This window comes from Pseudomonas sp. W15Feb9B (assembly GCF_000828175.1).
GTDB classification, from domain to species: Bacteria; Pseudomonadota; Gammaproteobacteria; order Pseudomonadales; family Pseudomonadaceae; genus Aquipseudomonas; species Aquipseudomonas parakoreensis.
Genome location: NZ_JTKF01000027.1, coordinates 1 through 25,367 on the forward strand (window position 1 = coordinate 1; position 25,367 = coordinate 25,367).

Consider the following 25,367-nt stretch of genomic DNA (forward strand, 5'->3'; position numbering starts at 1 on the left):
TGCCCCCGGATGAATCCCGTAGCGAAGGAACCCGAGCCTAAGCGAGGGCCGAACGTCAGGGTAAAGCCTTTTGGGTTACCTTTTCGGCGTTTGGAAAAGGTGACCCGCCGTAAGGGCGGAACCGTAATAAGCAACACCCGCAGAAACGGATCTACACCCAGAACCCCAAGAACATGGTCGGCCCAGAGGCCGCCAAGACAAAAAAAAAGGGCAACCGAAGTCGCCCAAAATGCCTTGCGTGCTCATTCAATCCAGAAAGGACTACTTCTTGCGCTTATGCGCGTCCTTCCAGATAAAAAATCCAAACCCTGCAAAAAACAGAACCATGAGACCTACGGTCAGAACCCCGGCAAACACCACGTTATCGAAAAACATGACTGTGGCCTCCTGGCCCCTGCTTTGCTGCGATGGAGCTAAGTTAACCAATCGCGCAGGCGCAGAAATTGACCAGGATCAAGTCCGGTCAACACAGAGGATAAAGGCGGGAAATAACTGACCTGCATCAAAGGATGCAGGGGAAGATCAACGCTTTTTCGGTTTCTTTTTCGGCTTTTTCTGGTTTTTTCCCAACGGCATGGCCTGCTCGAAGGCCTTGCGCACTTCGTTCAGGCGCTTTTCGTTGAGATCATGCACACGCTTGGCGCGTTCAGTGCCGAGGTCGATCAGTTTTTCATCTTGGCTCATGGCGTTCAGCGCATCATTTGAAGAAAACACAACTGCCGCATCAGCGGCAGGGCTGCGCCAATCATGCAGCCTGACACCAGCACCCGACAACAATTCGTGTAAATCGGCGGACTCAGATCTCGATATCGACCCACAAGCCCTGGCGCGGCTGATCTTCCATCAGCGGCACCACCGGCACAGTGTTGTCGGCATTGAGCTCGGTCCCCGGCACGGCCAGATGCTCCTCCGGGTCTTCGTCGGCTTCGCGACGGCGCCGATCGCGTTCCTGTTGACGGCGCTGTTCTTCGCGCGCCAGCAGACGGTCCTCTTCCGGGTCGCGCTTTTGCAGGTCGATCGTGCTTTCGTTGGAGCTTTCCTGCACCGGCACCACCGGAGGAATGTCCGGCCGCTGGCGAATCGGATCCTGCTGGGAAGTGATCGGCACAGCGCTCAGGGGGAGCATCGGTGGCAGCATATAAAGGGTCTCCTGTCAGCAGGCTATCGGCTGCGGCAAAGGCGCCTTGAGCCATCCGTCGCAAATCTGTGATCGGGTTGGCACTGCAGGAGCTGCCGCAGGCTGCGATCTTTAATGGAACACCGTAGAACGCAAGCGTTCCCGAAGATCAAAAGATCGCAGCCTTCGGCAGCTCCTACACTCGTAAACCTTTGGTCTGGAGGCCTGCATTCCGTTAAGATAGCCCGCTTTTTCAAGGTGGGAGTCAGGCAGCATGGCGCAGCAGTATCAACCGGGGCAACGCTGGATCAGTGACAGCGAAGCAGAGCTTGGTTTAGGCACCGTTCTGGCACAGGACGGCCGCTTGTTGACCGTGCTTTACCCGGCCACTGGCGAAACCCGCCAGTACGCGCTACGGAATGCGCCCCTCACCCGCGTTCGGTTCTCGCCGGGTGACACCATTACTCACTTCGAAGGCTGGAAGATGACCGTGCGCGAAGTCGACGATGTCGACGGGCTGATGGTCTATCACGGTCTCAACGGGCAGAACGAAGCCGTCACCCTGCCGGAAACCCAGCTGTCGAACTTCATTCAGTTCCGTCTGGCCAGCGACCGTCTGTTCGCCGGACAGATCGACCCGCTGCCATGGTTCTCCCTGCGCTACAACACCCTGGAACACACCAGCCGCCAATTGCAGTCCTCGCTCTGGGGCCTGGGCGGCGTGCGTGCGCAACCGATCGCGCACCAGTTGCACATCGCCCGTGAAGTCGCCGACCGCATCGCGCCACGGGTTCTGCTGGCAGACGAAGTGGGTCTGGGGAAAACCATCGAAGCCGGTCTGGTGATCCATCGCCAACTGCTCTCGGGCCGCGCCAATCGCGTGCTGATTCTGGTGCCGGAAAACCTGCAGCACCAGTGGCTGGTGGAAATGCGCCGCCGCTTCAACCTGCAGGTCGCGCTGTTCGACGAAGAACGCTTCATTGAAAGCGATGCCACCAACCCGTTCGAAGACACCCAGCTGGCATTGGTTGCCCTGGAATGGCTGGTCGAAGACGAGAAGGCGCAGGATGCACTGTTCGCCGCCGGCTGGGACCTGATGGTGGTCGACGAAGCCCATCACCTGGTGTGGCATGAAGACAAGGTCAGCCCGGAGTACGCGCTGGTCGAGCAACTGGCGGAAGTGATTCCCGGTGTACTGCTGCTCACCGCGACCCCGGAACAACTCGGTCAGGACAGCCACTTCGCCCGTCTGCGCCTGCTCGACCCGAACCGTTTCCATGACCTGGCCGCGTTCCGCGCCGAGAGCGAGAACTATCGCCCGGTGGCCGAAGCCGTGCAGGAGCTGCTCGACAAGGGACGCCTGTCGCCCGAAGCGCACAAGACCATCCACGGTTTCCTCGGCAACGAAGGCGAAGCCTTGCTGACCGCGGTCAACGATGGCGACAGCGAAGCCAGCGCCCGTCTGGTGCGTGAGCTGCTCGACCGCCACGGCACCGGCCGCGTACTGTTCCGTAACACCCGCGCCGCCGTGCAGGGTTTCCCCGAGCGTAAACTGCACCCTTACCCGCTGCCATGCCCGGACGAATACCTCGAACTGCCGCTGGGCGATCACGCCGAGCTGTACCCGGAAGTCAGCTTCCAGGCCCAGCCGGACGCCAGCGAAGAAGAGCGCTGGTGGAAATTCGACCCGCGCGTCGAGTGGCTGATCGATCAGCTGAAAATGCTCAAGCGCACCAAAGTGCTGGTGATCTGCGCCCACGCCGAAACCGCGATGGACCTGGAAGATGCCCTGCGCGTGCGTTCCGGCATTCCGGCCACGGTGTTCCATGAAGGCATGAACATCCTTGAGCGTGACCGCGCCGCCGCCTACTTCGCCGACGAAGAGTTCGGCGCGCAAGTGCTGATCTGCTCGGAAATCGGCAGTGAGGGTCGCAACTTCCAGTTCGCCCATCATCTGGTGCTGTTCGATCTGCCATCGCACCCGGACCTGCTCGAGCAGCGCATCGGTCGTCTCGACCGGATCGGCCAGAAGCACATCATCGAACTGCACGTGCCGTACCTGGAAACCAGCCCGCAAGAGCGCCTGTTCCAGTGGTACCACGAAGCATTGAACGCGTTCCTCAACACCTGCCCGACCGGCAACGCCTTGCAGCATCAGTTCGGCCCGCGCCTGCTGCCGCTGCTCGAAGAAGCCGATGACGGCGAGTGGCAAGCACTGATCGACGAGGCCCGCACCGAGCGCGAGCGTCTGGAACAAGAGCTGCACACCGGTCGCGACCGTCTGCTGGAACTCAACTCCGGCGGTGCTGGCGAAGGGGATGCGCTGGTCGAGGCGATCCTTGAACAGGACGACCAGTTCGCCCTGCCGATTTACATGGAAACCCTGTTCGATGCGTTCGGCATCGACAGCGAAGACCACTCGGAAAACGCCCTGATCCTCAAGCCGAGCGAGAAGATGCTCGACGCCAGCTTCCCGCTGGGCGACGACGAAGGTGTGACCATCACCTACGACCGCAACCAGGCGCTGTCGCGCGAAGACATGCAGTTCATCACCTGGGAACACCCGATGGTGCAGGGCGGCATGGACCTGGTGCTGTCCGGTTCGATGGGCAACACCGCCGTCGCGCTGATCAAGAACAAGGCACTGAAACCGGGCACCGTGCTGCTGGAACTGCTCTATGTCAGCGAAGTGGTTGCCCCGCGTTCGCTGCAACTGGGCCGCTACCTGCCACCGGCCGCCTTGCGCTGCCTGCTCGATGCCAACGGTAACGACCTGTCGCCACGGGTCTCGTTCGCAACCCTCAACGATCAACTGGAAAGCGTACCTCGCGCCAGCGCCAACAAGTTCATCCAGGCCCAGCGCGATCAGCTGACGCCTCGGATCAACGCGGGTGAAGACAAGGTCACTCCGCGTCACGCCGAGCGCGTGGCCGAGGCCCGGCGCCGTCTGGCAGCCGACACCGAAGAAGAACTGGCGCGCCTGACCGCGTTGCAAGCGGTCAACCCGACCGTGCGCGACAGCGAACTCGATGCGTTGCGCCAGCAGCGTGAACAGGGTCTGGCGATGCTGGATAAAGCGGCGCTGCGTCTGGAAGCGATTCGGGTACTGGTGGCGGGTTAAGCCCCTTGCTCTACCGCTATAAATGAAGAGGCCCGCAGTGATGCGGGCCTTTTTGTTTGCATGGTATTTATCAGCTGATGCTGATGGCCCCATCGCTGGCAAGCCAGCTCCCACAGGGTTTGGAGTGTTTACAAATTATGCGTGTGACTCGGTCACTGTGGGAGCTGGCTTGCCAGCGATAGCAATCATGCAGTCGCCACAGAAACATCAGGCTCAACCACTGCCACCAACCCCTCCTTCATCCGCTGCGCATCCCGCACAAAACACCGCGCGGCCAGAAACAGAAACACCATGGTCAAGAACAGCGCCACCGGAATCAGATACATCGCGTCATGCAGCCCGACAGCCTTGAACGCCTCGGTCATCTGCTCAGCCCCCGACGAAAGCATCGCCGACTTGGCGAAGTGATCGGACAAGGCCCCCACCACCACCGGCCCCAATCCGCCGCCGAGCAAGTACAGCCCGGCGAAGAACAACGCCATTGCCGTCGCTCGCAGGCGCGGCTCGACCACGTCCTGAATTGCCGTGTACACGCAGGTGTAGAAGTTGTAGGCAAACAGCCAGCCGACGCTGAACACCGCGACGAACACGCCAATCTCGACCCGTCCGGCGTGCAACGCCCAGGCCGTGCACAGGGTCGAGATGATCAGACTGAAGCCGGCAAACAGCAGCCGGCCGTTGGCGACTCGCTGATGAATCTTGTCAGCGAGCCAGCCGCCGAGTGTCAGGCCGATCAACCCGGTGATCCCCACAATCACCCCGGTTGCCACCGCCGCGTCCTGCAACGGCATCAGGAAATACCGCTGCAGCATCGGCACCAGAAACGAGTTGCAGGCATAGGTGGCGAAGTTGAAACACAAGCCTGCCATCACCAGCCACAGGAATGTCGGCACGGCGAGGACACGGCGGATCGGCCTGTCGACTTTATCCTGGGACACCTGCACGGTTTCCGCCGCGCCGCGCTTGGGTTCCTTGATGAAGAACATGAACACCGCGAGGATCAGCCCCGGCACCGCCGCGATAAAGAACGGCGCACGCCAGCTGTCGAACGCCTTGACCATCGCACCGATGGTGAAGAACGCCAGCAACAATCCCAAGGGCAGCCCGAGCATGAAAATGCCCATGGCCCGCGCCCGGCGGTGCGCCGGGAACAGGTCGCCGATCAGCGAGTTGGCGGCCGGTGCATAACTGGCTTCGCCAATGCCGATCCCCATGCGCACCAACAGAAAGCTCCAGAAACTGCCAACCAGGCCGTTGACCGCCGTCAGTGCGCTCCAGGTCGCCAGGCCCCAGCCCATCAGTTTGCTGCGCGAGCCAGTGTCGGCCATGCGGCCTAAAGGCAGACCGGCAATCGCATAAACCAGGGTAAACGCGGTACCGACGATCCCCAGTTGAAAGTCACTGAGGTGCCACTCCATGCGGATCGGCTCGATGATGATCGCCGGAATGGTGCGGTCGAAGAAGTTGAACAGGTTGGCAAGGAACAACAGGAACAGAATGCGCCAGGCATTCGCCGCTTGGGTCGAGTTCTGCATGGGTCCGTCTCTTTATTGTTATGAGGGCTTCACTGCCGACGCATCCGAGCCCGGAACCTGCAATCTAGACAGGCGGTGCGTAGCTGTCTGTGATCATTCGTCAAGCTGATAATGAGCCATGGCACTGTAAAGAAACGTAAGCCCTTGATAACGCGGCAATCCCCCGTAAACCGGGGGTTTAGCGGCAAAACCCGGCTACAAAAAAATACTTTCACGCCCCCCCTTCCCAAGTTCATGGCGAAGCCTAGAATAGCCGCCGGATCCGTCCGGATTCGCCGATCAACCCCTTTGATGCCCTCCTAATGTCCGAAGTCAGTCCGTGTCTGAATTGCGGTGCCTGCTGTTCCCATTTTCGCGTGTCTTTTTTCTGGGGTGAATGCGCCTCCTCCGGCGGCACAGTGCCCGATGAGCTGGTGACGCAGATCAGCCCCAGCCGGGTGGCGATGAACGGCACCGACTGCAAATCACCGCGTTGTACGGCGTTGGTCGGCGAGGTGGGCAGTCAGGTGCAGTGCTCGATTTATGAGCAGCGCTCCAGCCCCTGCCGCGAATTCGAATCGTCCTGGGAGAACGGCGAACAGAATGTCGATTGCGACAAGGCCCGCGCCCGCTTCGGCTTGCCGCCCCTCGAGAAGGACTGGAATCAGATCCCCTACGACCAGAGCGCCTGACGCTTAGCGCCAATCGCTATGAGGCTCATGCCGAAATGGTTGGCGCCAATATGCCACTATCGCTTGCACGATAAAAACCGCCTCTATACTCCTCTCATTCGCCTGCGTTTCTGACGCAGAAGGGACGACTTCAGAGACGGGGATGCTATGGAGTGGCTTGGTTTGCAGTTTGTTACCGAGCTGCCGGACGGCGGGCAGGTCATTCTCGATTGCACACACAATCCCTTGCTGGTGCTGGTGGCTTATCTGGTCGCCTGCGCCGCGAGTTTTGCCACCCTCGACATGGCCGAGCGGGTCGGCCATGCCGAAGACCCGGGCTCGCAACGGGTCTGGCGCTGGATCGGCGCCACTTGCCTGGCCGGCGGTATCTGGGCGATGCACTTCATTGCCATGCTGGCGTTCCAGACACCGATCGAAATCCATTACGAACTGGCCACCACCCTGTTTTCCCTGGTGATCGCCCTGCTCGCTTCGTGGCTGGCGATGCACACCCTGAGCGTGCCCCATCCCTCACGGGTGCATTACCTGAAAACCGCCATCGTCATTGGCTTGGGCATCGCCGGCATGCATTACGTCGGCATGGCGGCGATGCACTCGGTGGCCACCGCCTATTACGAGCCGCTGTTGTTCTGCCTGTCGATCGTGATTGCGATCAGCGCCAGTTTCGCCGCGCTGTGGGTCGCCGGTTACTTGCGTGAAGGCAGTGGGCGTTTTCATCAACTGTTCAAATACACCGCCGCGATCATCCTCGGCGCCGGCATCATCAGCATGCATTTTACCGGGATGGCCGCGTTGCATCTGGTGTTGCCCGAAGGCGCCACGCCGACCTTGAGTGCCGAAACCAATCACCTGCAACTGGGCCTGACCATCGCGCTGATCACACTGTTGATTCTCGGCAGCGCGATCAGCGCGGCACTGGCCGACAAGAAACTGCAAAGCAAGGAGCAGGATCTGCGCCGAGTCAATGCCCTGCTCAGCCAGCTCGATCAGGCTCGGATGTCGCTGCAACAAGTGGCCAATTACGACGCCCTGACCAACCTGATCAACCGTCGCGGTTTCAACCAGATCTTCGCCGAGAAACTCAGCCAGAAAACCAGCGAAGGCGGCATGCTCGCGGTGATGTTTCTCGACATCGACCACTTCAAGCGAATCAACGACAGCCTCGGCCATGACGCCGGCGACGCCCTGCTCAAAGTCATCGCCAACCACATCAAAGGCTCGGTGCGCAGCCATGAAGACGTGGTCGCACGCTTTGGCGGTGACGAGTTCTGCATCCTGATCGGCCTGCACGACCGCGAGGAAGCGCGCAGCATGGCGCAACGGATCATGCAGAAAATGAAGGAGCCGATCGAATTGGCCGGACGTCGTATGGTGATGACCACCAGCATCGGTATCAGCCTGTTCCCCGACGACGGCACCAGCTGCGAAGAACTGCTCAAGCACGCCGATCTGGCGTTGTATCAGTCCAAGGGTGCCGGGCGTAACGGCCTGCATTTTTTCAGTTCGAACATGAAGACCCGCGCCAGCCTCGAACTGCAACTGGAAGAGGAACTGCGCCAGGCTTTGCGTGAAGACCACGGGCTGACGCTGTATTACCAACCCATCTTCGAACTGAAGACCGGCCGGGTGACCAAACTCGAAGCGTTGATTCGCTGGCAGCATCCGGTGCATGGCCTGCTGGCCCCGGACCGTTTCATCGCGATTGCCGAAACCAACGGCCTGATCGCCGAACTGGACAACTGGGTGTTGCGCCGGGCCTGCACCGACCTCGGCGAACTGACGCGCCACGGCTGCAACGAACTGAAAATCGCCTGGAACTGCTCACCGCTCAACCTCGCCCGGGAAGAACTGGCCAACGAAATCGAAAGTGCACTGCGCAGCGCTGGCGTCGCGCCGGAACGGCTGGAGTTGGAAGTCACCGAAAACGCCCTGATGGGCAACATCGCCAACACGCTGGTGCTGTTACGGCAGATCCGGGCCCTCGGCGTATCGCTGTCGATCGACGACTTCGGCACCGGATACTCATCGTTGGCCTACCTCAAACGTCTGCCGCTCAATACGCTGAAAATCGACCGCTCGTTCATCCTCGACATTCCTGCGGCGACAGCCGACATGGAGATCGTCCAGGCGATCATCGTCATGGCCCACACCCTGCACTTGCAGGTGGTGACCGAAGGCGTGGAAAGCCTGGAGCAATACGAGTTTCTCGAACGTTCGGGCTGCGACTTCATTCAGGGTTATCTGCTCAGCCGCCCGGTGCCACTGGATGAACTCCGTCCGGTGCTGGAGGAAATCAACCAGCGCAAACACGCGCATGTGGTCAATCCACTGAGTCTGGCGCGCGGTACATGTGTACCAGAGTCGCTGGATCCTTCTGCAAAAAACCCTGCGCCCCATGCAGGCGCATCAGTTGTGCGGCCAATCCGCTGATTGGCGTGGCCGAGCCTTGTTCGCGGGAGAATTTCACCGCCGTATCGAGATCCTTGAGCAGCGTGCGCACGTGCCATTTCACCGGTTCAAAACGGCTCTCGGCCATTTGCGGGGCGAGGATCTGCAACGGTTTCGAATCGGCAAAACCACCGGCCAGCGCCTCGGCAATCAGACGCGCATCGACTCCGGCCTGCTCGGCCAGCGCCACCACTTCGGCAATCACCAACGCGTTGCAGGCAACAATCATCTGGTTGCAGGCCTTGGTCACCTGCCCGGCGCCGATGCCTCCCATGTGCGTGACACGCTGACCGAGGCTGAGCAGCACCGGGCGCACCCGATCCAGATCCGTCACCGCACCACCGACCATGATCGCCAGGCTGCCCGCCTCGGCACCGACCACGCCGCCGGACACCGGTGAATCAAGCCAGGCCATGCCGGTTCTGCCTGCCAGGTCGGCGGCCATCTCGCGAGTAGCCGTCGGTTCGAGGCTGGAGAAGTCCACCAGCAACTGGCCGTTTTTCGCACCTTCAACAACGCCGCCAGTGCCAAACACCACCTCGCGCACCACCGCCGTATCGGCCAGACACAGCATCACCACGTCCGCGTGTTCGCACAGCTCGGCTGGAGTCGCCACCTGCCGGGCGCCAGCTTCAACCAGGGGCGCGCACTTGGCCGGGTTGCGGTTCCACACGGTCAACGGGTAGCCCGCCGCCAGCAAACGGTGGCACATCGGCAAGCCCATCAGGCCGATTCCGGCAAAGCCCAACGAAGGTAGCGTTGACATCATTTTGCCTCTTTTCGATTAAAGATCACCGAATAATGGCCGATTCATGAACGATCAGGAAAGGATTCCCCCGCGCGACGATCAGGCCAAGCCCCTGACGCCCGGGCCAAATACGCGCAGTCAAAGACGCGAGATCCTCTTTCCGTGAGGCTCGATGACAACGGTCGCCGAGCCAACCCTGTCCAGGTATATGGCGCACAATGACTTCTAAAAACAATCCGGCCACTGCGGTATCCGATCTGCCCCTGAGCCCTGCGGCGAACAGCCCGGCTCCGATGAAGCCATTGCCTCCTTCGCGCCCGCTGGGCACTCAGCAATATCTGTATTACACCGAAACCAACACCGACCGCATCCTAGACAACCTGGACGGGCTGCGCGATCTGGTGTTCCCGCGCCCGCCGCACCTGGAAGGCGACAACGAACAGCACAACGACCAGGAATTCCCGTCGGTATGCCTGATCGGCCTCGGTCGCTGCGGCTCGAACATCGCCCTCGACGTCGCGGAGCTGGTGTACAACGCGCGCAAGTTCTACCTCAACGAATTCAACAACGAAGACCGCGCCGCTGACCGGCGTCTGGCCGACAAGGGCTACAGCCCGGCCCAGTGGATCAAGCAGAATCTGCGGATCGGCCCGAACAAGTCGAGCAAACCGGTGTTCCTGGTCGAACCGCTGGTGATGCTCGGCGACCTCGACAAGGACATCGCCGGGCGCATCCGGTTCTCGCGCAAGGGCGAGAAAAGCGGCTTTCTGCGTGACTACAGCAAAATGAAGATCATGGATTTGTCCGAAGTCCATGCCGGTGGCGCCGGTAACGCGCCGATCCTCGGCCAGTACCTGGCCAAGATCATCCTCAACAAGGACACCCAGCGCTTCTCCAGCCCTGACTGGAAAATGATCCACTCGTACCTGATCGACAGCTGCGGCATCAAGGCCAACCAGTCGCGCCTTTACTTCTCGATCTTCAGTGCCGGCGGCGGTACCGGCTCGGGCATGGCTTCGGAATTCGGCCTGGCCCAGCAGCACTCGTACATGAACAAGACGTTCGACACCAAGCCGATGGACGAGCACGACGGCAAGAGCGGGCATTCGTTCGTGTTCGAGCCGATCTTCACCAGCGGCATCTGCGTGCTGCCGAACATTTCCGATCACCGCAGCGAAATGTCCGAGGCGCTACACATCAACGCCGGACGCCTGTTGTGCAAATACCTGTCGGAAGAATGGGATTTCTCCTACAACTTCGCCAATGAAGACAGCAGCGAAGCCAGCGTCATGGGCCGTATTCGCCCTTGGAACGCGATGATGCTGATCTCCAACGACATCATGCGTTACGCCGAAGAGAGCGATGACGGCAACATCCAGAACATTGATGTCAATGCGATGGAAAAGCACGCCAACCAGTACATCTCGCAGCAGATCTTCAACATTCTGACGGCGCAGGCGGTGACCACCGACTACGACCAGAACTACTTCCGTCGCGCCGGCATCGACATCGGCGAAACCATTCGCCTCGACGCCAACGACCTGTTCATGAGCCTGGCCGGCCCGGTGGCGATTGCCTACGCCGAATCGGTGGTGCCGGAAACCCCGCCGCCGAGTAGCGACAAGTTCAAGGTCTTCGACAAAGAGCCGCAGCGCCTGAACATCGACGACCTGTTCTTCCGCTCGATCGACCTGCCGCACTTCAACAAGGTCACCCAGGCCATCGAAGGCATCAGCCTGCTGCCCATCGAATCCAAGCGCTATCGCGCGTCGCTGGAGCAGTACAAGAATTCCGGCTACGACGCCGCCGCACTGCACGACCTGCACTTCTTCAAGAACTGCTCGTCGGTGGTGTCGATCGTTTCGTTGCCGAAAGACTACAAGCTGTCCTACATGGATCTGAACCGGTTGAAGACCCACCTCAACAGCCTGTTCCCCAACACCACGCTCAAGCGTTATGCGCTGGTGATCGGTGCGTCGGCCAACCTGTCGCTGACCACCCTGATCGCCAAGAGTCCGTGCCTGTCGGACGACTTCCTGACCCTGATCGTGGCGTTCATCAAGCGTTGCTTCGCCAAGACCCCGTACCGTTTCGACGAGACCCTGGACAACTCGATCCTCGACTTCATCATTAATGAAGACTTTGACGAAGACCGCATCGACGACCTGCTCAACGAGTTCGAAAACCCGGCGAAGATCCTCGACACCAACTGGTACGCGATCAAGCCGATGTACGAGAAGAAATACCGCGAACTGATCAACGACAAGGACAAGTTTGTTTCGATCAACGACATTCGCCTGTCGCGCGACTGCGTGAAGAAGTCGATCAAGTACCTGCGCGAGATCTACCGTCACCGCATCGGCAAGACCAAGGTTATTTCCCTGAATAACCATACCGGGAAGACTTACTCGGTCTGATTGACGACCGAGTCGCCCCAATCGCTGGCAAGCCAGCTCCCACCGGGTCCATGTGAACACAACCATTTGTGAACACCACACAACCTGTGGGAGCTGGCTTGCCAGCGATGGGGCCCGCAAATTCCCTGAAAATCTCAGCCCTTCCAACATCCAGAAACAATTAAGCAGCCCTCAGGCTGCTCAATAAACTGTTCCCGTTACGTTTACGTCACCGTGAGGCCACGCACGCTTGTGGCCTTTCTCTACGGCAACGTGCCATCACGCTACTCGGCTACACACTTTCCGGCGCACAACGAGCGCACCATCAAGGTGCACACACTCAGGCCTGCGCCCTTTCCTGGACCAGAATCCACGGCCTTACCACCACCGCCCACATCTGCGGATCACGCTCGAAAATATCCAGCGCCCGCGTTTCAGACAGCTTGGCGACCTTGTCTTCGGCCAGCCAGGCGGCGACTTTCTCGCCATCATCCGAGGCCACGGCCTCGGCAGCGGCGATCAAATCCAGGGCCGGGTCGACCCACAATAGGGCACCCTTGGCGAAGAACGGCTCCAGCTCTTTCCAGGTAATAGATGCGGTTTCACCAAGCAGCTTGGCATAGAGGGTGCTAGGTTCTTGATTCATGGGTTTGTCCGGAAAAGAAATCGACGCGAATGATAACGTCGGTGGTTCGGCAGAAAAACCCGGTTGCAAATGGCTTCACCGAACGAAAAGAGCAGGAACGCCAAGGAATGCTGCTGTTTGGGGCATAAGCCCCCCGAAAGCCCCGCCGCAATTCTGTCTTTTTCATTCAAAAATGCGACACCCACAAGTTTTGCCCCCTGGCGCCAGCTTCCCAGGCCAACAACCGGCGCTCTACACTGTACCGGTACAGTTGCCGGGGGCATTTCCGGAGGGTATCGCCAAGATATCTGACCCGGTTCTGCTGCTACGGCGCCAGAACTCAAAAAAATTACAACAGTAAGAGTGGAGCACTATGACTAAGGCTACTAAGCAGATTTCCAAACTGTTTGCCGCTATGGTTCTGGCCGGGGTTGCCAGCCATTCGTTCGCCGCTGACACCATCAAGATCGGTATCGCCGGCCCTAAAACCGGTCCTGTAGCCCAATACGGCGACATGCAGTTCAGTGGCGCGAAAATGGCCATCGAGCAGATCAACGCCAAGGGCGGCGTCGACGGCAAGAAACTCGAAGCCGTTGAATACGATGACGCGTGCGATCCGAAACAAGCCGTAGCGGTCGCGAACAAGGTCGTCAACGACGGCGTCAAGTTCGTGGTTGGTCACCTGTGCTCCAGCTCCACTCAGCCTGCTTCGGACATCTACGAAGACGAAGGCGTGGTGATGATCACCCCGGCTGCCACCAGCCCGGACATCACCGCCCGTGGTTACAAAATGGTCTTCCGCACCATCGGTCTGGACAGCGCCCAGGGCCCTGCCGCCGGTAACTACATTGCCGATCACGTGAAGCCGAAAATCGTTGCCGTACTGCACGACAAACAGCAATACGGTGAAGGCATCGCCACCGCCGTCAAGGCGACTCTTGAGAAGAAAGGCGTGAAAGTCGCCGTGTTCGAAGGCGTCAACGCCGGCGACAAAGACTTCTCCTCGATGATCGCCAAGCTCAAACAAGCCAACGTCGACTTCGTTTACTACGGCGGCTACCACCCGGAGCTGGGCCTGATCCTGCGTCAATCCCAGGAAAAAGGCCTGAAAGCCAAGTTCATGGGCCCGGAAGGCGTGGGTAACGACTCCATTTCGCAGATCGCCAAAGAGTCCTCCGAAGGCCTGCTGGTGACCCTGCCGAAATCCTTCGACCAGGATCCGGCCAACGTTGCCCTGGCAGATGCGTTCAAGGCGAAGAAAGAAGACCCGAGCGGCCCGTTCGTGTTCCCTTCCTACTCGGCGGTTGAAGTGATTGCCGAAGGCATCAAGGCAGCCAAGTCCGAAGACGCAGCCAAAGTGGCCGCAGCCATTCACGCCGGCACCTTCAAGACCCCTACCGGCGACCTGAGCTTCGACGCCAAGGGCGACCTGAAGGACTTCAAATTTGTGGTTTACGAGTGGCACTTCGGCAAACCGAAAACTGAAGTTTCGCCTCAGTAAGGCGCGCCCTGACTGACTGCCAATAAAGCCCACGGCGTGCCGTGGGCTTTGTTTTACGAATGTATGGGCCGCGCTGGCGTGATCCGCCAGTCTCCCCACCTGAAAATCTCAAAACCGTCATCAGCGGTTCGCTGGCAAAACCCGGATTCGAAGTGGATAAAGATCCACGGGGCCGGGCGGGAAAATGACTCCACCAGTGAAATGCGTATCAGGTTTTTAGGAGCGTTGTAATGCCTGACATCTATCACTTCTTCCAACAGCTGGTTAATGGCCTGACCATTGGCAGCACGTATGCCCTGATCGCCATCGGCTATACGATGGTCTACGGCATCATTGGAATGATCAACTTCGCCCACGGCGAGGTGTACATGATCGGTTCCTACGTGGCGTTCATCGCCATCGCTGGGCTGGCCATGATGGGAATCGACAACGTCCCGCTGTTGATGACCGCCGCGTTCATCGCGAGCATCGTCGTCACCAGTTCCTACGGTTACAGCATCGAACGGATCGCCTACCGCCCCCTGCGCGGCAGCAACCGTCTGATTCCGCTGATTTCCGCGATCGGTATGTCGATCTTCCTGCAGAACACGGTTCTGCTCGCGCAAGACTCCAAGGACAAATCCATCCCCAACCTGATCCCCGGCAACTTCTCCATCGGGCCAGGTGGCGCACATGAAGTGCTGATTTCCTACATGCAAATCGTGGTGTTCGTGGTGACCCTGGTCGCCATGCTCGGCCTCACGCTGTTCATCTCCCGCTCTCGCCTGGGTCGCGCCTGCCGCGCCTGCGCCGAAGACATCAAGATGGCCAACCTGCTGGGCATCAACACCAACAACATCATCGCCCTGACCTTCGTCATCGGTGCCGCGCTGGCAGCCGTTGCGGCTGTGCTGCTGAGCATGCAGTACGGCGTGATCAACCCGAACGCCGGTTTCCTCGTCGGCCTCAAGGCCTTCACCGCTGCGGTACTCGGCGGGATCGGCAGCATCCCCGGCGCCATGCTCGGCGGGCTGGTGCTCGGGGTGGCGGAAGCCTTTGGCGCCGATATCTTCGGCGACCAGTACAAGGACGTCGTGGCTTTCGGCTTGTTGGTTCTGGTGCTGTTGTTCCGTCCGACCGGCATTCTGGGCCGTCCGGAGGTTGAGAAAGTATGACTAGGAATCTTAAACAGGCACTGTTCAGTGCCTTGCTGGTGTGGGCCGTGGCCTACCCGGTACTCGGTCTGAAACTGACCATTGTCGGCATCAACCTCGAAGTGCACGGCACCAGCCCGGCCATTCTGGCGACCATCGCCGTGTGCTCGGTGCTGATGTTCCTGCGGGTGCTGTTCAACCAGCAGATCAGCAAGGCGTGGAAATCCTCGCCGGGCCTGCCGTTGATCCCGGCCAAAGCCAGCAACTTCCTGACCCTGCCGACCACGCAACGCTACATCATCATTGCGCTGATCCTCGGTGCACTGGTGTGGCCGTTCTTCGGCTCGCGTGGCGCGGTGGACATTGCCACGCTGATCCTGATCTACGTGATGCTCGGCCTCGGCCTGAACATCGTCGTCGGTCTGGCCGGTCTGCTCGATCTGGGTTACGTCGGCTTCTACGCCGTCGGCGCCTACAGCTACGCGCTGCTGTCGCACTACTACGGCCTGAGCTTCTGGATCTGCCTGCCGATTGCCGGCCTGATGGCGGCGACGTTCGGCTTCCTGCTGGGCTTCCCGGTGTTGCGTCTGCGCGGTGACTATCTGGCGATCGTGACCCTGGGCTTCGGCGAGATCATCCGGCTGTTCCTGCGTAACCTGACGGACATCACCGGCGGTCCGAACGGTATCAGCAACATCGAGAAACCGACGTTCTTCGGCCTGACCTTCGAACGCAAAGCGGCGGAAGGCCTGCAAACCTTCCACGAGTATTTCGGCCTCGAATACAACTCGATCAACAAGGTGATTTTCCTGTACCTGGTTGCTCTGTTGCTGGCACTGGCGGCGCTGTTCATCATCAACCGTCTGCTGCGCATGCCGATCGGCCGTGCGTGGGAAGCGCTGCGTGAAGACGAAATCGCCTGCCGCGCACTTGGCCTCAACCCGACCGTGATCAAGCTGTCGGCGTTCACCCTGGGCGCGAGCTTCGCCGGCTTCGCCGGCAGCTTCTTCGCCGCCCGTCAGGGGCTGGTGACACCGGAGTCGTTCACCTTCATCGAGTCGGCGATCATTCTCGCCATCGTTGTGCTGGGTGGCATGGGCTCGCAGCTGGGCGTGATTCTCGCGGCCGTGGTGATGATCCTGTTGCCGGAAATGATGCGTGAATTCAGCGAATACCGGATGTTGATGTTCGGTGCGCTGATGGTGTTGATGATGATCTGGCGTCCACAAGGTCTGCTGCCGATGCAACGCCCACACATGGAGTTGCGAAAATGAGCCGCGAGATCCTGAAAGTCGAAAACCTGAGCATGCGCTTCGGCGGCTTGCTGGCGGTCAATGGCGTGGCCCTGACCGTCAAGGAAAAACAAGTGGTGGCGCTGATCGGGCCGAACGGCGCGGGCAAAACCACCGTGTTCAACTGCCTGACCGGTTTCTACCAGCCATCGGGCGGCAGCATCCTGCTCGACGGCGAGCCCATCCAGGGCCTGCCGGGGCACAAAATCGCCCTCAAGGGCGTGGTGCGCACCTTCCAGAACGTGCGGCTGTTCAAGGACATGACGGCGGTCGAGAACCTGTTGATCGCGCAGCACCGTCACCTGAACACCAACTTCCTGTCCGGTCTGTTCAAGACCCCGGCGTTCCGCAAGAGCGAGCGCGAGGCCATGGAGTACGCCGAATACTGGCTGGAAAAGGTCAACCTGAAAGAGTTCGCCAACCGTACCGCCGGCACCCTGGCCTACGGTCAGCAACGGCGCCTGGAAATCGCCCGCTGCATGATGACCCGTCCGCGGATCCTCATGCTCGACGAACCGGCCGCCGGCCTGAACCCGAAGGAAACCGAAGACCTCAAGGCGCTGATCAGCGTGCTGCGTGAAGAGCACAACGTGACCGTGCTGCTGATCGAACACGACATGAAACTGGTCATGAGCATTTCCGACCACATCGTCGTGATCAACCAGGGCACACCGCTGGCCGATGGCACGCCGGAACAGATCCGCGACAATCCTGAAGTGATCAAAGCCTACCTGGGGGAAGCGTAAATGCTGCAGTTCGAAAACGTTTCCACCTTCTACGGCAAGATCCAGGCCCTGCACAGCGTCAACGTCGAAGTCCGTCAGGGCGAGATCGTGACCCTGATCGGCGCCAACGGTGCCGGCAAGTCCACGCTGCTGATGACGCTCTGCGGTTCGCCGCAGGCGCACAGCGGCAGCATCCGCTACATGGGTGAGGAACTGGTCGGCCAGGACTCGTCGCAGATCATGCGCAAGAGCATCGCCGTGGTACCGGAAGGTCGTCGGGTATTCGCCCGGCTGACCGTCGAAGAGAACCTGTCGATGGGCGGTTTCTTCACCGACAAGGGCGACTATCAGGAGCAGATGGACAAGGTCCTCGGCCTGTTCCCGCGCCTGAAAGAACGCTTCAACCAGCGCGGCGGCACCATGTCCGGCGGCGAACAGCAAATGCTCGCCATCGGCCGCGCGCTGATGAGCAAGCCGAAACTGCTGCTGCTCGACGAGCCATCGCTGGGCCTGGCACCGATCATCATCCAGCAGATCTTCGACATCATCGAACAACTGCGCAAGGACGGTGTAACGGTGTTCCTGGTCGAGCAGAACGCCAACCAGGCGCTGAAAATCGCTGACCGTGCGTACGTTCTGGAGAACGGCCGCGTGGTCATGCAAGGTACTGGTGAAGCGCTGCTGACCGACCCGAAAGTGCGCGAGGCGTACCTCGGCGGTTGAGGCTTTTCGCTGAACAAAAAAACGGCCTTCGGGCCGTTTTTTTATACCTCACACATCCCCCGTGTAGGAGCTGCCGCAGGCTGCGATCTTTTGACTTTGCCTTTTGCAAGATCAAAAGATCGCAGCCTGCGGCAGCTCCTACAGGGAAGCGCCGTCAGTACGGGTTGCAGTGTTGGGCTACAGCGGTGGCCTGATCGACATACGGACGCGCCGGTTCAAGGTTCCACTCAGGCTTGTTGCGCACTGGCTTGCCCTCGTAGGTTGCCGCCAGATGACAAACCATCTGCCGCCGCAACGACCCGCCATTGACGCTGTACTCGCGCCATTGCGCATCGTCCTTGTGCTTGTTGTACAGCTCGGCAAACATCCGGTCGGTCTGGTCGTCCTTGATTGCCCGCCCGCACGCGGTCGGCACTACCGAGAGCGACCAGGTGTTCGGCCCCAGTTTCGGATCGGGACGCTGCACCCAGGTGCTGGACTCGATGTACTTGTCGCAAAATTTTGGTGCGGCCGGCGTCGAGGTCTGGATGCACGAGAAAGAAGCCTTGGCGACCGGCGTTTTCGGGAAGTCGATCTTGATGATATTGCGATCCTTGCCGGTCTTGGCCTTGTAGTCCTTTTGATTGGCCAACGCATCGTTCAGACCGCGCTGATCGCTGTAGAAGAACGCCAGAATCGGCAGCTCATCGGTTTTCGGGTTACCCAGACGCAGCTCGGTCTGAGTCTGAAACTCGCGGCTGTTGATGACTTTGCGCGCGCCCATGAAATTGCGAAAGGCATCGACCCGCTCTTTGCTGCTCATCGGATTGCGCATGTTGAAACCGCACTGCAACTGATCCTGCTGGCGATTGTTGTTGTACTGGGTGAAGTGCGCGACCCAGGCATTCGGCGTGGTGATCGGTGGTTTCATGGCCTGACAGACTGCTTCGGTCGGGGCGGTGTTCTTGTTGTCGCCACAGCCACGGTCGTTGCGAAAGTCGGTCCAGGCATCGTTGGGAAACGCGCAATAGACATGCACCGGCGTCTCGGGGTCTTTCACCAGATCCCGTGGCGTAATCAGGTAGCCGTTCTGCGTGCTCATGCCGGGGTCTTCATAACTGATGCCGTCGGCGCGCATGAACGAGGCGGCAAACGTGCCCAGCTCCACGGCTTTCGGGCTGGGGTTCCAGACGTCCCACTTTTGCCCCTTGGCCGGATCGGCGCGGTGCGTGCCGCGCACCAGCAGCCCCGAGCAGTCCGATGCGGGGTCCTGCCCGCAACTGTCGACGGTATTGTTATAGAGCTTTTCCACCTTCCTCAGCGTCTCGTCGCATGACTCGGCACTGGCCCATGCCGCATGCACCAACAGCGGCAATACGAGCAACGGGGCGATCCTGTTCAAACGTTTCTTCATGGCTTGCATCTCCTTGATTAGCCAACACACTCAACGCGGGACCGGGTTGCAACCCGAGGCGCGAGTCTCGCTGTCCGACAACGCCGGCCGAAACGGCTCCAGGTTCCATGGCGTCTTGTTGCGGTAATTGACCAGCACGCAGCGCAGTTGCTGACGCATGCTGCCAGCGGACTTTTCGTTGTCGCGCCAGTTGCTGTCCGGCCCCTTGAGGGCGAACAACTGATCGTAAAGAGCGTCGACCTGCTCACCGGGCAAGGCGCGCCCCGCTGCCGTGGGCACAACGCTCAGGCTCCATTCATCCTTGCGGGTGCCGGGGTCGTAACGTTTGACCCAGTTGGCGGAGGCGATGTATTGCGGCACCGGGGCGCCACCCACCACCATTTCGTCGATCGCCTGATCGGCGGCGACATAGCTGAAACGCCGCTCCGCAGGCTGGGTGAAATCCAGGCGCAGGATCGGCACGCTGTAGCCCTGGGCCTGAAGTTTTTTCTGGAAATTGCGCGCGCTGTTCAAGCCGTTCTCCGGTTTCGGTGGCGCCTGATCTCCGCGAGTGGCGAAGTTCTGCGTGCTGTTGACGTTGTAGATAAAGGCATCGATGTACTTCATGTTTTCGCTGCCGTCGTTGCTCGCGGTGGCGTTCTTCAACATGAACTCGTTGACCTGGGCACTGAAGGCAAAGGGGTCCTTGTTGGTGGTGTTCGGGCGCGACTCATGCACGCGGATCATCGCGTGCCAGTCGCTGGGTTTTTCCGCGTTCCACGAACATTGGCTGTACTGGATCGGCCCCTTCATCAGCCCGGTGTATTTCTGCGTCCACTGCTCGGCGGTGGTGACACCCGCCTCGGCACAAGTGCCGTAGGCCAGTGCGGCATTGCGGTTGTTCAGCGTGCCTTGCGCCGCACGCGGCGGTTCGCGGCTGTCGAAGAAGCCGCAGCCATACCACTTGCGCTCCGGCCCGGTACCGCCATCAAACGCATAGATGCAAGTGAAGCCTTGCTCCTTGACCGGCAGCTTCAGCGCCGCTGCATCAGTGGGTGTGCGCAGGATGAAACCGGCCGGGTGAATGAGAATGCGCGTGCTCAGATCCTTGCGAATCCACGAGTAGGACGTCGCGCCGATCTTGATTGCATAAGGGCTGTAATCCCACGGATTGAACGGCCCGTCATTGACCATGCGCAGGGTCACGCCGCTGCAGTAATACAGCCCGCGCGCGGCGCCGGTATCCGGTTCCTGACAGCTGTCCTTGAGGGTGTTGTAGTTGTGGTTGATGCGCTTGAGCGTGTCCAGCGGATCAATCTGCGTCTGCGCGCAAACCGTGCCAGACAGCAGGTGCAGCGTGCAGGCGAGCGTAAAAGATGAAGCCGTGCGCAATAGCACAGCGCGGGCTGAGCGATCCTTCGTCATGAGATACCGTCCTGGTAAATCGGCCTGTGACAGGGGCCGTTGCAATGACTATAGACGCGCAACCACAGAAATCCCCTGTAGGAGCTGCCGCAGGCTGCGATCTTTTGATCTGGCTTCTGGTTTTAAAATCAAAGTCAAAAGATCGTCCGATCGCGGCCCGAGCCTGCGGCAGCTCCTACAGGGTTTTGCATTTTTTTCTGAAAAATTTCGGTGGCGCTGTAACGCATCGCCATGGGCGTTCTCTAGTGGGGTAAGCAAGCGCACTTCGCTTGTAAAACCCAAGCTCAAATCTGGAGAAACATCATGACTGCTACCACTCGTACCCTGTCCGCCGCTGCACTGGTTCTGGCTCTTGGTTCCGCCCTGAGCATGACTGCCGTTTCCAGCGCCAATGCCGCCGACAACAGCAACATGGAAAAATGCTTCGGTGTGGCCATGAAGGGTCACAACGATTGCGCCGCGGGCGCAGGCACCACATGTGCCGGCACCGCGAAAATGGATTACCAGGCCAACTCCTGGAAGTTCGTGCCAAAAGGCACCTGCACCACCACCGAGAGCAAAACCTCGCCGACCGGCTTCGGTCAGATGGAAGCCTTCAAAGCCAAGTCCTGATCCACGACCTGCCCGAGTGACGCTCATGTTCACCCTCAACGAACCTGTCCCACTGCGCACTCGGGCAGCCCTCTGCGGGCTCCCGCCCCGCGCGGGGCTGGGACTCAAGACCGGGCACTTTCGTGAAGTGCTCGGCACCCAACCGGACATCGGTTTCTTTGAAGTCCACGCCGAAAACTACATGGTCGACGGCGGTCCGTTTCATCATTTTCTCGGGTTGATCCGCGAGCAGTATCCGCTGTCGCTGCACGGCGTCGGGCTGTCGATCGGGGCCGAAGGGCCACTGGATCTGCAACACCTGCAACGCCTGCAAACACTGATCGAGCGTTATCAACCGCAAGCCTTTTCCGAACACCTGGCCTGGTCGAGCCACGGCCCGGTGTTCCTCAATGACCTGCTGCCGCTGGCGTATGACACGCCGACACTGAACCGCGTCTGTGAACACATCGATCAAGTGCAGAACAGCCTCAAGCGGCCGATGCTGCTGGAGAATCCAGCGACCTATCTCGGCTTCGAGCGCTCGACCATCGATGAGCCGCAGTTCATCGCCGAGGTGATCCGTCGCAGCGGCTGCGGTCTGCTGCTTGACGTCAACAACGTCTACGTCTCGTGCATAAACCATCGACGCGATCCACTGACCTACCTCGACGCACTGCCTTTGCACGCCGTCGGCGAGATTCACTTGGCCGGGTTCGCCGAAGATGCCGACAGCCTCGGCGACCGCTTGCTGATCGATGATCACGGCGCGCCGATTGATGACGCAGTCTGGGCGCTATACCGACAGGCGCTCGAACGCGTTGGCCCGGTGGCAACCTTGATCGAACGGGACAATCACCTCCCGACGTTCAACGTGCTGCTGGCCGAGGCGCAGCAGGCCGAAGCGTTGCTGCGGCGCTCAAGGAGTCAGCCATGAGCACTCAAGCCGACTTCAGCGCCGCCCTGCTCGACACTCGCCTGCCCTGCCCCGCTGGCCTGTGCAGCGCCAACGGCGCAGATCCTGCCAGCCGTTTTGCGGTGTATCGCAATAACGTGCAAGGCTCGTTGATCAACGCGCTGGCCGACAGTTATCCGGTGGTGCAGCAGTTGGTCGGCGAGGAATTTTTCCGTGGTATGGCCGGCATTTTCATCCAGCAGCAGCCGCCGCACAGTCCGTTGATGAGCCGTTATGGTGACGGACTGGCGGACTTCATTGATGCATTCGAACCGGCGGCCGGGGTGCCGTATCTCGCCGATGTCGCACGGCTCGAACGCTTGCGCACACTCGCCTATCACGCCGCCGATGCGGCAACAGTCAGTGCGCAACAGATCAGCGCTGCACTGGCCGATCCGCAAACACTGGCCGAACTGCACATCGCCCTGCACCCCTCGCTGCACCTGCTCGACTCCGCCTACGCAGTGGTTTCGATCTGGGCCGCGCACCAGCAAGACACCACACTGGCGGGTATCGATATTCATCAAGGGCAACACGCACTGGTGCTGCGCAACGGTCTGGAGGTCGAGGTCTTTGCCCTCGATTACGGCGCCAGCGTATTCATCCGCCATCTGCTCCATCACCGACCGCTGCTGCAAGCGGCGCAAGACAGCCCGCCCTTCGATCTGCCGCAGACCCTCGCCCTGCTGATCGGCCACCATGCCATCACCGACCTGAACAACAAGGTATCGCCATGAACAACCTCATCACTCGCGCCATCGGGCTAATGGAAAAGATTCCCCACAGCCTGATCGCCTGCATCGCACGGTTCTCGATTGCCGCGGTGTTCTGGAAGTCCGGGCAGACCAAGGTCGAGGGACTGGCCATCGACTTGGTCGACGGCACCTTTCAACTCGGCTGGCCACGCTTGGCGGACTCGACGATTCCGTTGTTCCAGAGCGAATACACTGTGCCGCTGCTGTCACCGGAAATCGCCGCGCACATGGCAGCGTTCGCCGAACACTTTTTTCCGGTGCTGATATTGATCGGCTTCGCCACGAGATTTTCGGCGCTGGCGCTGCTGGGCATGACGCTGGTCATCGAGGTGTTCGTCTATCCCGATGCCTACCCGACCCATGGCACCTGGGCGGCGGTGTTGCTGTACCTGATGGCGACCGGGCCGGGCAGATTGTCGATTGATCACCTGATCGCCAGTTACTACAAACGCTGATGTCTGATGTCTCTGATGTCTGATGTCTCTGATGTCTCTGTAGGAGCTGCCGAAGGCTGCGATCTTTTGATTTTTAAGGTCAAAAGATCGCAGCCTTCGGCAGCTCCTACAGAGGTATCACGGGTATCACGGGCATCGTGGTCAATGCGCCAGGCGATCCAGCGCCTCGCCGCTGCGTTTGAACCAGCCAATCAGATAATCCGCCAGCACCTGCGTGCGTTTGGGCAAGCCGCCCTGGTATGGGTGCACCAGATACATCGGCATCCGGCGCGTCTGAAAATCGCGCAACAGCCAGCGCAACCGGCCGTCAGCCAGTTCCGTTTGCAGCAGATACGACGGCAACCGTGCGATACCGGCGCCGGCCAGGGCGGCTTTCTTCAGCAGGTTGTAATGGTTGCTGGCGAACGGCCCCGACACCCGCACCCGGAGCAATTCGTGCTGTTGGTGATACAGCCATTCTTCACGGCCACTGTAATGACTGTTGAGCAGGCAGCGGTGTTCGGCCAGCTCCTGCGGGGTCAGCGGTTCGCCGAATTGTTCAAGGTATATCGGGCTGGCGCAGGTCAACTCCTGCCACGCCAGCAGGGGTTTGGCCACCAACCGCTCGTCATTGGCCACCTCGGAGCGAATCGCCAGATCGAAGCCGTCCCGGGACAGGTCGCGATAGTGGTTGTTCAGCTCCAGCTCGATCTGCACCTCGGGATACTTCTGCGAGAACTCCAGCAGCAAGCCGTCAAAAAACGTTTCCCCCAGCGATACTGGCACCGTCATCCGCACCGGACCGGCCATGTCGTCTTTCAAACGCGCCAACGCCTGACGTGCCCGCTCCACTTGCACCACCAGCGCCTGGGCTTGCGGCAACAATGCGGCGCCCGCCGCTGTCAGGGTCAAGCGGCGCGTGGTGCGTTGCAGCAACACCACGGAAAACTGTGCTTCCAGCTGACTGATGCGTTTGGACAACTGGCCCTTGCTGCAACCCAGTTGCTGTGCCGCCAAGGTAAAACTGCCGGCCTCGATCAACACCGCGAACGCCGCCAGATCATCCATTTCGCTCATGGATTGTTTCCATTTGAAAACCAAAGGTTGCCTATTAGTGCGCTTATCCGCGGAAAAAACCACTCTAGACTGAAACCTCGTTCAACCCATTGAGGAACAGTCCCATGAAGATTCTGTTGATCGGTGCCGCCGGCACCATCGGTTCGGCCGTGGATAAAGAGCTGAGCCAGCGTCACGAAGTGATTCGTATCGGTCGCAGCAGCGGCGACTTCCAGGTGGACATCAGCGACAGCGCATCGATTCGCAAACTGTTCGAGCAAACCGGCAAGTTCGACGCGCTGATCTGCGCCGCCGGCAACGTTACCTTCGCCCCACTCGGCGAGATGAACGCTGACAGCTTCGCCCTCGGCCTGAAAGACAAACTGATGGGCCAGGTCAACCTGCTGCTGATCGGCCGCGAATATGCCAACGACGGCGCCTCGTTCACCTTCACCACCGGCGTGCTCAGCCACGACCCGATCCGCTCCGGCGCCTCGGCAGCACTGGTCAACGGCGCCCTGGACAGTTTCGTCAAAGCCGCCGCCATCGAATTGCCGCGTGGCTTGCGCGTCAACTCGATCAGCCCGACCGTGCTGCTGGAAGCGATGGGCAGCTACGCCCCGTACTTCCGTGGCTATAAGCCGGTTCCGGCAGCCGATGTGGCGTTGGCCTACGCGAAAAGTGTCGAAGGCCTGCAAACCGGTCAGACCTTTCACGTCAACTGAAGACCGCGCAGGCAGGGGTGCA

At 60.0% G+C, this 25,367-nt stretch carries 23 protein-coding genes; 14 read left to right on the forward strand and 9 right to left on the reverse strand.

The window, feature by feature from the left end; all coding sequences use genetic code 11:
- Window positions 1–261: 261 nt before the first annotated feature.
- The 3 genes from ccoM to OC71_RS14955 form a co-directional block, all read right to left on the reverse strand.
- Window positions 262–375 carry a cytochrome c oxidase subunit CcoM gene (ccoM, locus tag OC71_RS28625; protein ID WP_041070550.1) on the reverse strand — a complete coding sequence of 38 codons (114 nt, stop codon included), beginning with the start codon at window positions 373–375 and terminating at the stop codon, window positions 262–264.
- Between the two features lie 147 nt (window positions 376–522).
- Window positions 523–777 carry a hypothetical protein gene (locus OC71_RS28320; protein WP_152620447.1) on the reverse strand — a complete coding sequence of 85 codons (255 nt, stop codon included), beginning with the start codon at window positions 775–777 and terminating at the stop codon, window positions 523–525.
- Between the two features lie 19 nt (window positions 778–796).
- Window positions 797–1,138: a hypothetical protein gene (locus tag OC71_RS14955; protein WP_003222394.1), complete on the reverse strand. Its 342-nt coding sequence runs from the start codon at window positions 1,136–1,138 to the stop codon at window positions 797–799.
- Between the two features lie 253 nt (window positions 1,139–1,391).
- Here OC71_RS14955 and rapA point away from each other — a divergent pair, with 253 nt between their 5' ends.
- Window positions 1,392–4,238, forward strand: coding sequence for an RNA polymerase-associated protein RapA (gene rapA, locus OC71_RS14960; protein ID WP_041070553.1), 2,847 nt, complete (start codon window positions 1,392–1,394; stop codon window positions 4,236–4,238).
- Between the two features lie 185 nt (window positions 4,239–4,423).
- On the opposite strand, the gene OC71_RS14965 is transcribed toward rapA, so the two are convergent.
- Window positions 4,424–5,773, reverse strand: coding sequence for an MFS transporter (locus OC71_RS14965; protein WP_041070555.1), 1,350 nt, complete (start codon window positions 5,771–5,773; stop codon window positions 4,424–4,426).
- Between the two features lie 302 nt (window positions 5,774–6,075).
- Between OC71_RS14965 and OC71_RS14970 the strand changes: the two genes are divergently transcribed.
- Window positions 6,076–6,444, forward strand: coding sequence for a YkgJ family cysteine cluster protein (locus tag OC71_RS14970; RefSeq protein ID WP_041070557.1), 369 nt, complete (start codon window positions 6,076–6,078; stop codon window positions 6,442–6,444).
- A gap of 147 nt (window positions 6,445–6,591) precedes the next feature.
- Complete coding sequence (locus tag OC71_RS14975; protein WP_041070559.1) at window positions 6,592–8,874, forward strand: bifunctional diguanylate cyclase/phosphodiesterase; 2,283 nt, start codon at window positions 6,592–6,594, stop codon at window positions 8,872–8,874.
- On the opposite strand, the gene OC71_RS27075 is transcribed toward OC71_RS14975, so the two are convergent.
- Entirely contained in the window at window positions 8,765–9,661 is an 897-nt protein-coding gene (locus tag OC71_RS27075) for an NAD(P)-dependent oxidoreductase (RefSeq protein ID WP_161794905.1), read from the reverse strand. The two genes, OC71_RS14975 and OC71_RS27075, sit on opposite strands and share 110 nt — an antisense overlap.
- Window positions 9,662–9,858: 197 nt before the next feature.
- Between OC71_RS27075 and OC71_RS14985 the strand changes: the two genes are divergently transcribed.
- Window positions 9,859–12,057 carry a hypothetical protein gene (locus OC71_RS14985; protein WP_041070561.1) on the forward strand — a complete coding sequence of 733 codons (2,199 nt, stop codon included), beginning with the start codon at window positions 9,859–9,861 and terminating at the stop codon, window positions 12,055–12,057.
- 319 nt (window positions 12,058–12,376) lie between these two features.
- On the opposite strand, the gene OC71_RS14990 is transcribed toward OC71_RS14985, so the two are convergent.
- Complete coding sequence (locus OC71_RS14990; protein ID WP_041070563.1) at window positions 12,377–12,682, reverse strand: DUF2288 domain-containing protein; 306 nt, start codon at window positions 12,680–12,682, stop codon at window positions 12,377–12,379.
- 352 nt (window positions 12,683–13,034) lie between these two features.
- Between OC71_RS14990 and OC71_RS14995 the strand changes: the two genes are divergently transcribed.
- The 5 genes from OC71_RS14995 to OC71_RS15015 all read left to right on the forward strand — a co-directional run bounded on the left by OC71_RS14995 (window position 13,035) and on the right by OC71_RS15015 (window position 18,035).
- On the forward strand, window positions 13,035–14,162 hold the full coding sequence (locus OC71_RS14995; RefSeq protein WP_041070565.1) for a branched-chain amino acid ABC transporter substrate-binding protein: 1,128 nt from the start codon (window positions 13,035–13,037) through the stop codon (window positions 14,160–14,162).
- A gap of 230 nt (window positions 14,163–14,392) precedes the next feature.
- Window positions 14,393–15,316: a high-affinity branched-chain amino acid ABC transporter permease LivH gene (livH, locus tag OC71_RS15000; RefSeq protein ID WP_027614381.1), complete on the forward strand. Its 924-nt coding sequence runs from the start codon at window positions 14,393–14,395 to the stop codon at window positions 15,314–15,316.
- Window positions 15,313–16,569, forward strand: a complete 1,257-nt coding sequence (locus OC71_RS15005; RefSeq protein WP_041070567.1) for a high-affinity branched-chain amino acid ABC transporter permease LivM — start codon at window positions 15,313–15,315, stop codon at window positions 16,567–16,569. The genes livH and OC71_RS15005 overlap by 4 nt, the downstream gene beginning before the upstream one ends.
- Window positions 16,566–17,333, forward strand: a complete 768-nt coding sequence (gene livG, locus OC71_RS15010) for a high-affinity branched-chain amino acid ABC transporter ATP-binding protein LivG (protein ID WP_007969480.1) — start codon at window positions 16,566–16,568, stop codon at window positions 17,331–17,333. The genes OC71_RS15005 and livG overlap by 4 nt, the downstream gene beginning before the upstream one ends.
- Window positions 17,334–18,035 (forward strand): ABC transporter ATP-binding protein, encoded by a 702-nt coding sequence (locus OC71_RS15015; protein ID WP_003222380.1) that lies wholly within the window; start codon window positions 17,334–17,336, stop codon window positions 18,033–18,035.
- Window positions 18,036–18,189: 154 nt separating this feature from the next.
- On the opposite strand, the gene OC71_RS15020 is transcribed toward OC71_RS15015, so the two are convergent.
- Both OC71_RS15020 and OC71_RS15025 read right to left on the reverse strand, forming a co-directional pair.
- On the reverse strand, window positions 18,190–19,428 hold the full coding sequence (locus OC71_RS15020) for a DUF2599 domain-containing protein (protein WP_041070570.1): 1,239 nt from the start codon (window positions 19,426–19,428) through the stop codon (window positions 18,190–18,192).
- A gap of 30 nt (window positions 19,429–19,458) precedes the next feature.
- A complete protein-coding gene (locus OC71_RS15025) occupies window positions 19,459–20,832 on the reverse strand; it encodes a DUF2599 domain-containing protein (protein ID WP_041070572.1) in 1,374 nt (457 codons plus the stop codon).
- A 303-nt stretch (window positions 20,833–21,135) separates the two neighbouring features.
- Between OC71_RS15025 and OC71_RS15030 the strand changes: the two genes are divergently transcribed.
- From OC71_RS15030 to OC71_RS15045, 4 genes are read left to right on the forward strand one after another with little or no spacing between them, the layout of a single operon-like run.
- On the forward strand, window positions 21,136–21,444 hold the full coding sequence (locus OC71_RS15030; protein WP_007969475.1) for a DUF2282 domain-containing protein: 309 nt from the start codon (window positions 21,136–21,138) through the stop codon (window positions 21,442–21,444).
- 25 nt (window positions 21,445–21,469) lie between these two features.
- On the forward strand, window positions 21,470–22,357 hold the full coding sequence (locus tag OC71_RS15035) for a DUF692 domain-containing protein (protein ID WP_041070575.1): 888 nt from the start codon (window positions 21,470–21,472) through the stop codon (window positions 22,355–22,357).
- On the forward strand, window positions 22,354–23,112 hold the full coding sequence (locus OC71_RS15040; protein WP_041070577.1) for a DUF2063 domain-containing protein: 759 nt from the start codon (window positions 22,354–22,356) through the stop codon (window positions 23,110–23,112). Before OC71_RS15035 ends, OC71_RS15040 begins: the two co-directional genes overlap by 4 nt.
- Window positions 23,109–23,585 carry a DoxX family protein gene (locus OC71_RS15045; protein WP_041070579.1) on the forward strand — a complete coding sequence of 159 codons (477 nt, stop codon included), beginning with the start codon at window positions 23,109–23,111 and terminating at the stop codon, window positions 23,583–23,585. Before OC71_RS15040 ends, OC71_RS15045 begins: the two co-directional genes overlap by 4 nt.
- Before the next feature lie 141 nt (window positions 23,586–23,726).
- Here the strand turns inward: OC71_RS15045 and OC71_RS15050 are convergent, their stop codons facing one another.
- Window positions 23,727–24,641, reverse strand: a complete 915-nt coding sequence (locus OC71_RS15050) for a LysR family transcriptional regulator (RefSeq protein ID WP_041070581.1) — start codon at window positions 24,639–24,641, stop codon at window positions 23,727–23,729.
- A gap of 104 nt (window positions 24,642–24,745) precedes the next feature.
- Between OC71_RS15050 and OC71_RS15055 the strand changes: the two genes are divergently transcribed.
- Entirely contained in the window at window positions 24,746–25,345 is a 600-nt protein-coding gene (locus OC71_RS15055; protein WP_041070583.1) for a short chain dehydrogenase, read from the forward strand.
- Window positions 25,346–25,367 lie beyond the last annotated feature (22 nt).

What these genes read in the sequence shown, in the direction of transcription:
- OC71_RS15040 (WP_041070577.1), top strand. Translation starts at nt 22,354, where the DNA reads ATGAGCACTCAAGCCGACTTCAGCGCCGCCCTGCTCGACACTCGCCTG.
- OC71_RS14985 (WP_041070561.1), top strand. Translation starts at nt 9,859, where the DNA reads ATGACTTCTAAAAACAATCCGGCCACTGCGGTATCCGATCTGCCCCTG.
- OC71_RS14995 (WP_041070565.1), top strand. Translation starts at nt 13,035, where the DNA reads ATGACTAAGGCTACTAAGCAGATTTCCAAACTGTTTGCCGCTATGGTT.
- OC71_RS14970 (WP_041070557.1), top strand. Translation starts at nt 6,076, where the DNA reads ATGTCCGAAGTCAGTCCGTGTCTGAATTGCGGTGCCTGCTGTTCCCAT.
- OC71_RS14965 (WP_041070555.1), bottom strand. Translation starts at nt 5,773, where the DNA reads ATGCAGAACTCGACCCAAGCGGCGAATGCCTGGCGCATTCTGTTCCTG.
- OC71_RS15035 (WP_041070575.1), top strand. Translation starts at nt 21,470, where the DNA reads ATGTTCACCCTCAACGAACCTGTCCCACTGCGCACTCGGGCAGCCCTC.
- OC71_RS15020 (WP_041070570.1), bottom strand. Translation starts at nt 19,428, where the DNA reads ATGAAGAAACGTTTGAACAGGATCGCCCCGTTGCTCGTATTGCCGCTG.
- OC71_RS14955 (WP_003222394.1), bottom strand. Translation starts at nt 1,138, where the DNA reads ATGCTGCCACCGATGCTCCCCCTGAGCGCTGTGCCGATCACTTCCCAG.
- OC71_RS15030 (WP_007969475.1), top strand. Translation starts at nt 21,136, where the DNA reads ATGACTGCTACCACTCGTACCCTGTCCGCCGCTGCACTGGTTCTGGCT.
- OC71_RS27075 (WP_161794905.1), bottom strand. Translation starts at nt 9,661, where the DNA reads ATGATGTCAACGCTACCTTCGTTGGGCTTTGCCGGAATCGGCCTGATG.
- OC71_RS15055 (WP_041070583.1), top strand. Translation starts at nt 24,746, where the DNA reads ATGAAGATTCTGTTGATCGGTGCCGCCGGCACCATCGGTTCGGCCGTG.
- OC71_RS15015 (WP_003222380.1), top strand. Translation starts at nt 17,334, where the DNA reads ATGCTGCAGTTCGAAAACGTTTCCACCTTCTACGGCAAGATCCAGGCC.
- OC71_RS15050 (WP_041070581.1), bottom strand. Translation starts at nt 24,641, where the DNA reads ATGAGCGAAATGGATGATCTGGCGGCGTTCGCGGTGTTGATCGAGGCC.
- ccoM (WP_041070550.1), bottom strand. Translation starts at nt 375, where the DNA reads ATGTTTTTCGATAACGTGGTGTTTGCCGGGGTTCTGACCGTAGGTCTC.
- OC71_RS14990 (WP_041070563.1), bottom strand. Translation starts at nt 12,682, where the DNA reads ATGAATCAAGAACCTAGCACCCTCTATGCCAAGCTGCTTGGTGAAACC.
- rapA (WP_041070553.1), top strand. Translation starts at nt 1,392, where the DNA reads ATGGCGCAGCAGTATCAACCGGGGCAACGCTGGATCAGTGACAGCGAA.
- OC71_RS15025 (WP_041070572.1), bottom strand. Translation starts at nt 20,832, where the DNA reads ATGACGAAGGATCGCTCAGCCCGCGCTGTGCTATTGCGCACGGCTTCA.
- OC71_RS15005 (WP_041070567.1), top strand. Translation starts at nt 15,313, where the DNA reads ATGACTAGGAATCTTAAACAGGCACTGTTCAGTGCCTTGCTGGTGTGG.
- OC71_RS14975 (WP_041070559.1), top strand. Translation starts at nt 6,592, where the DNA reads ATGGAGTGGCTTGGTTTGCAGTTTGTTACCGAGCTGCCGGACGGCGGG.
- livH (WP_027614381.1), top strand. Translation starts at nt 14,393, where the DNA reads ATGCCTGACATCTATCACTTCTTCCAACAGCTGGTTAATGGCCTGACC.
- OC71_RS15045 (WP_041070579.1), top strand. Translation starts at nt 23,109, where the DNA reads ATGAACAACCTCATCACTCGCGCCATCGGGCTAATGGAAAAGATTCCC.
- livG (WP_007969480.1), top strand. Translation starts at nt 16,566, where the DNA reads ATGAGCCGCGAGATCCTGAAAGTCGAAAACCTGAGCATGCGCTTCGGC.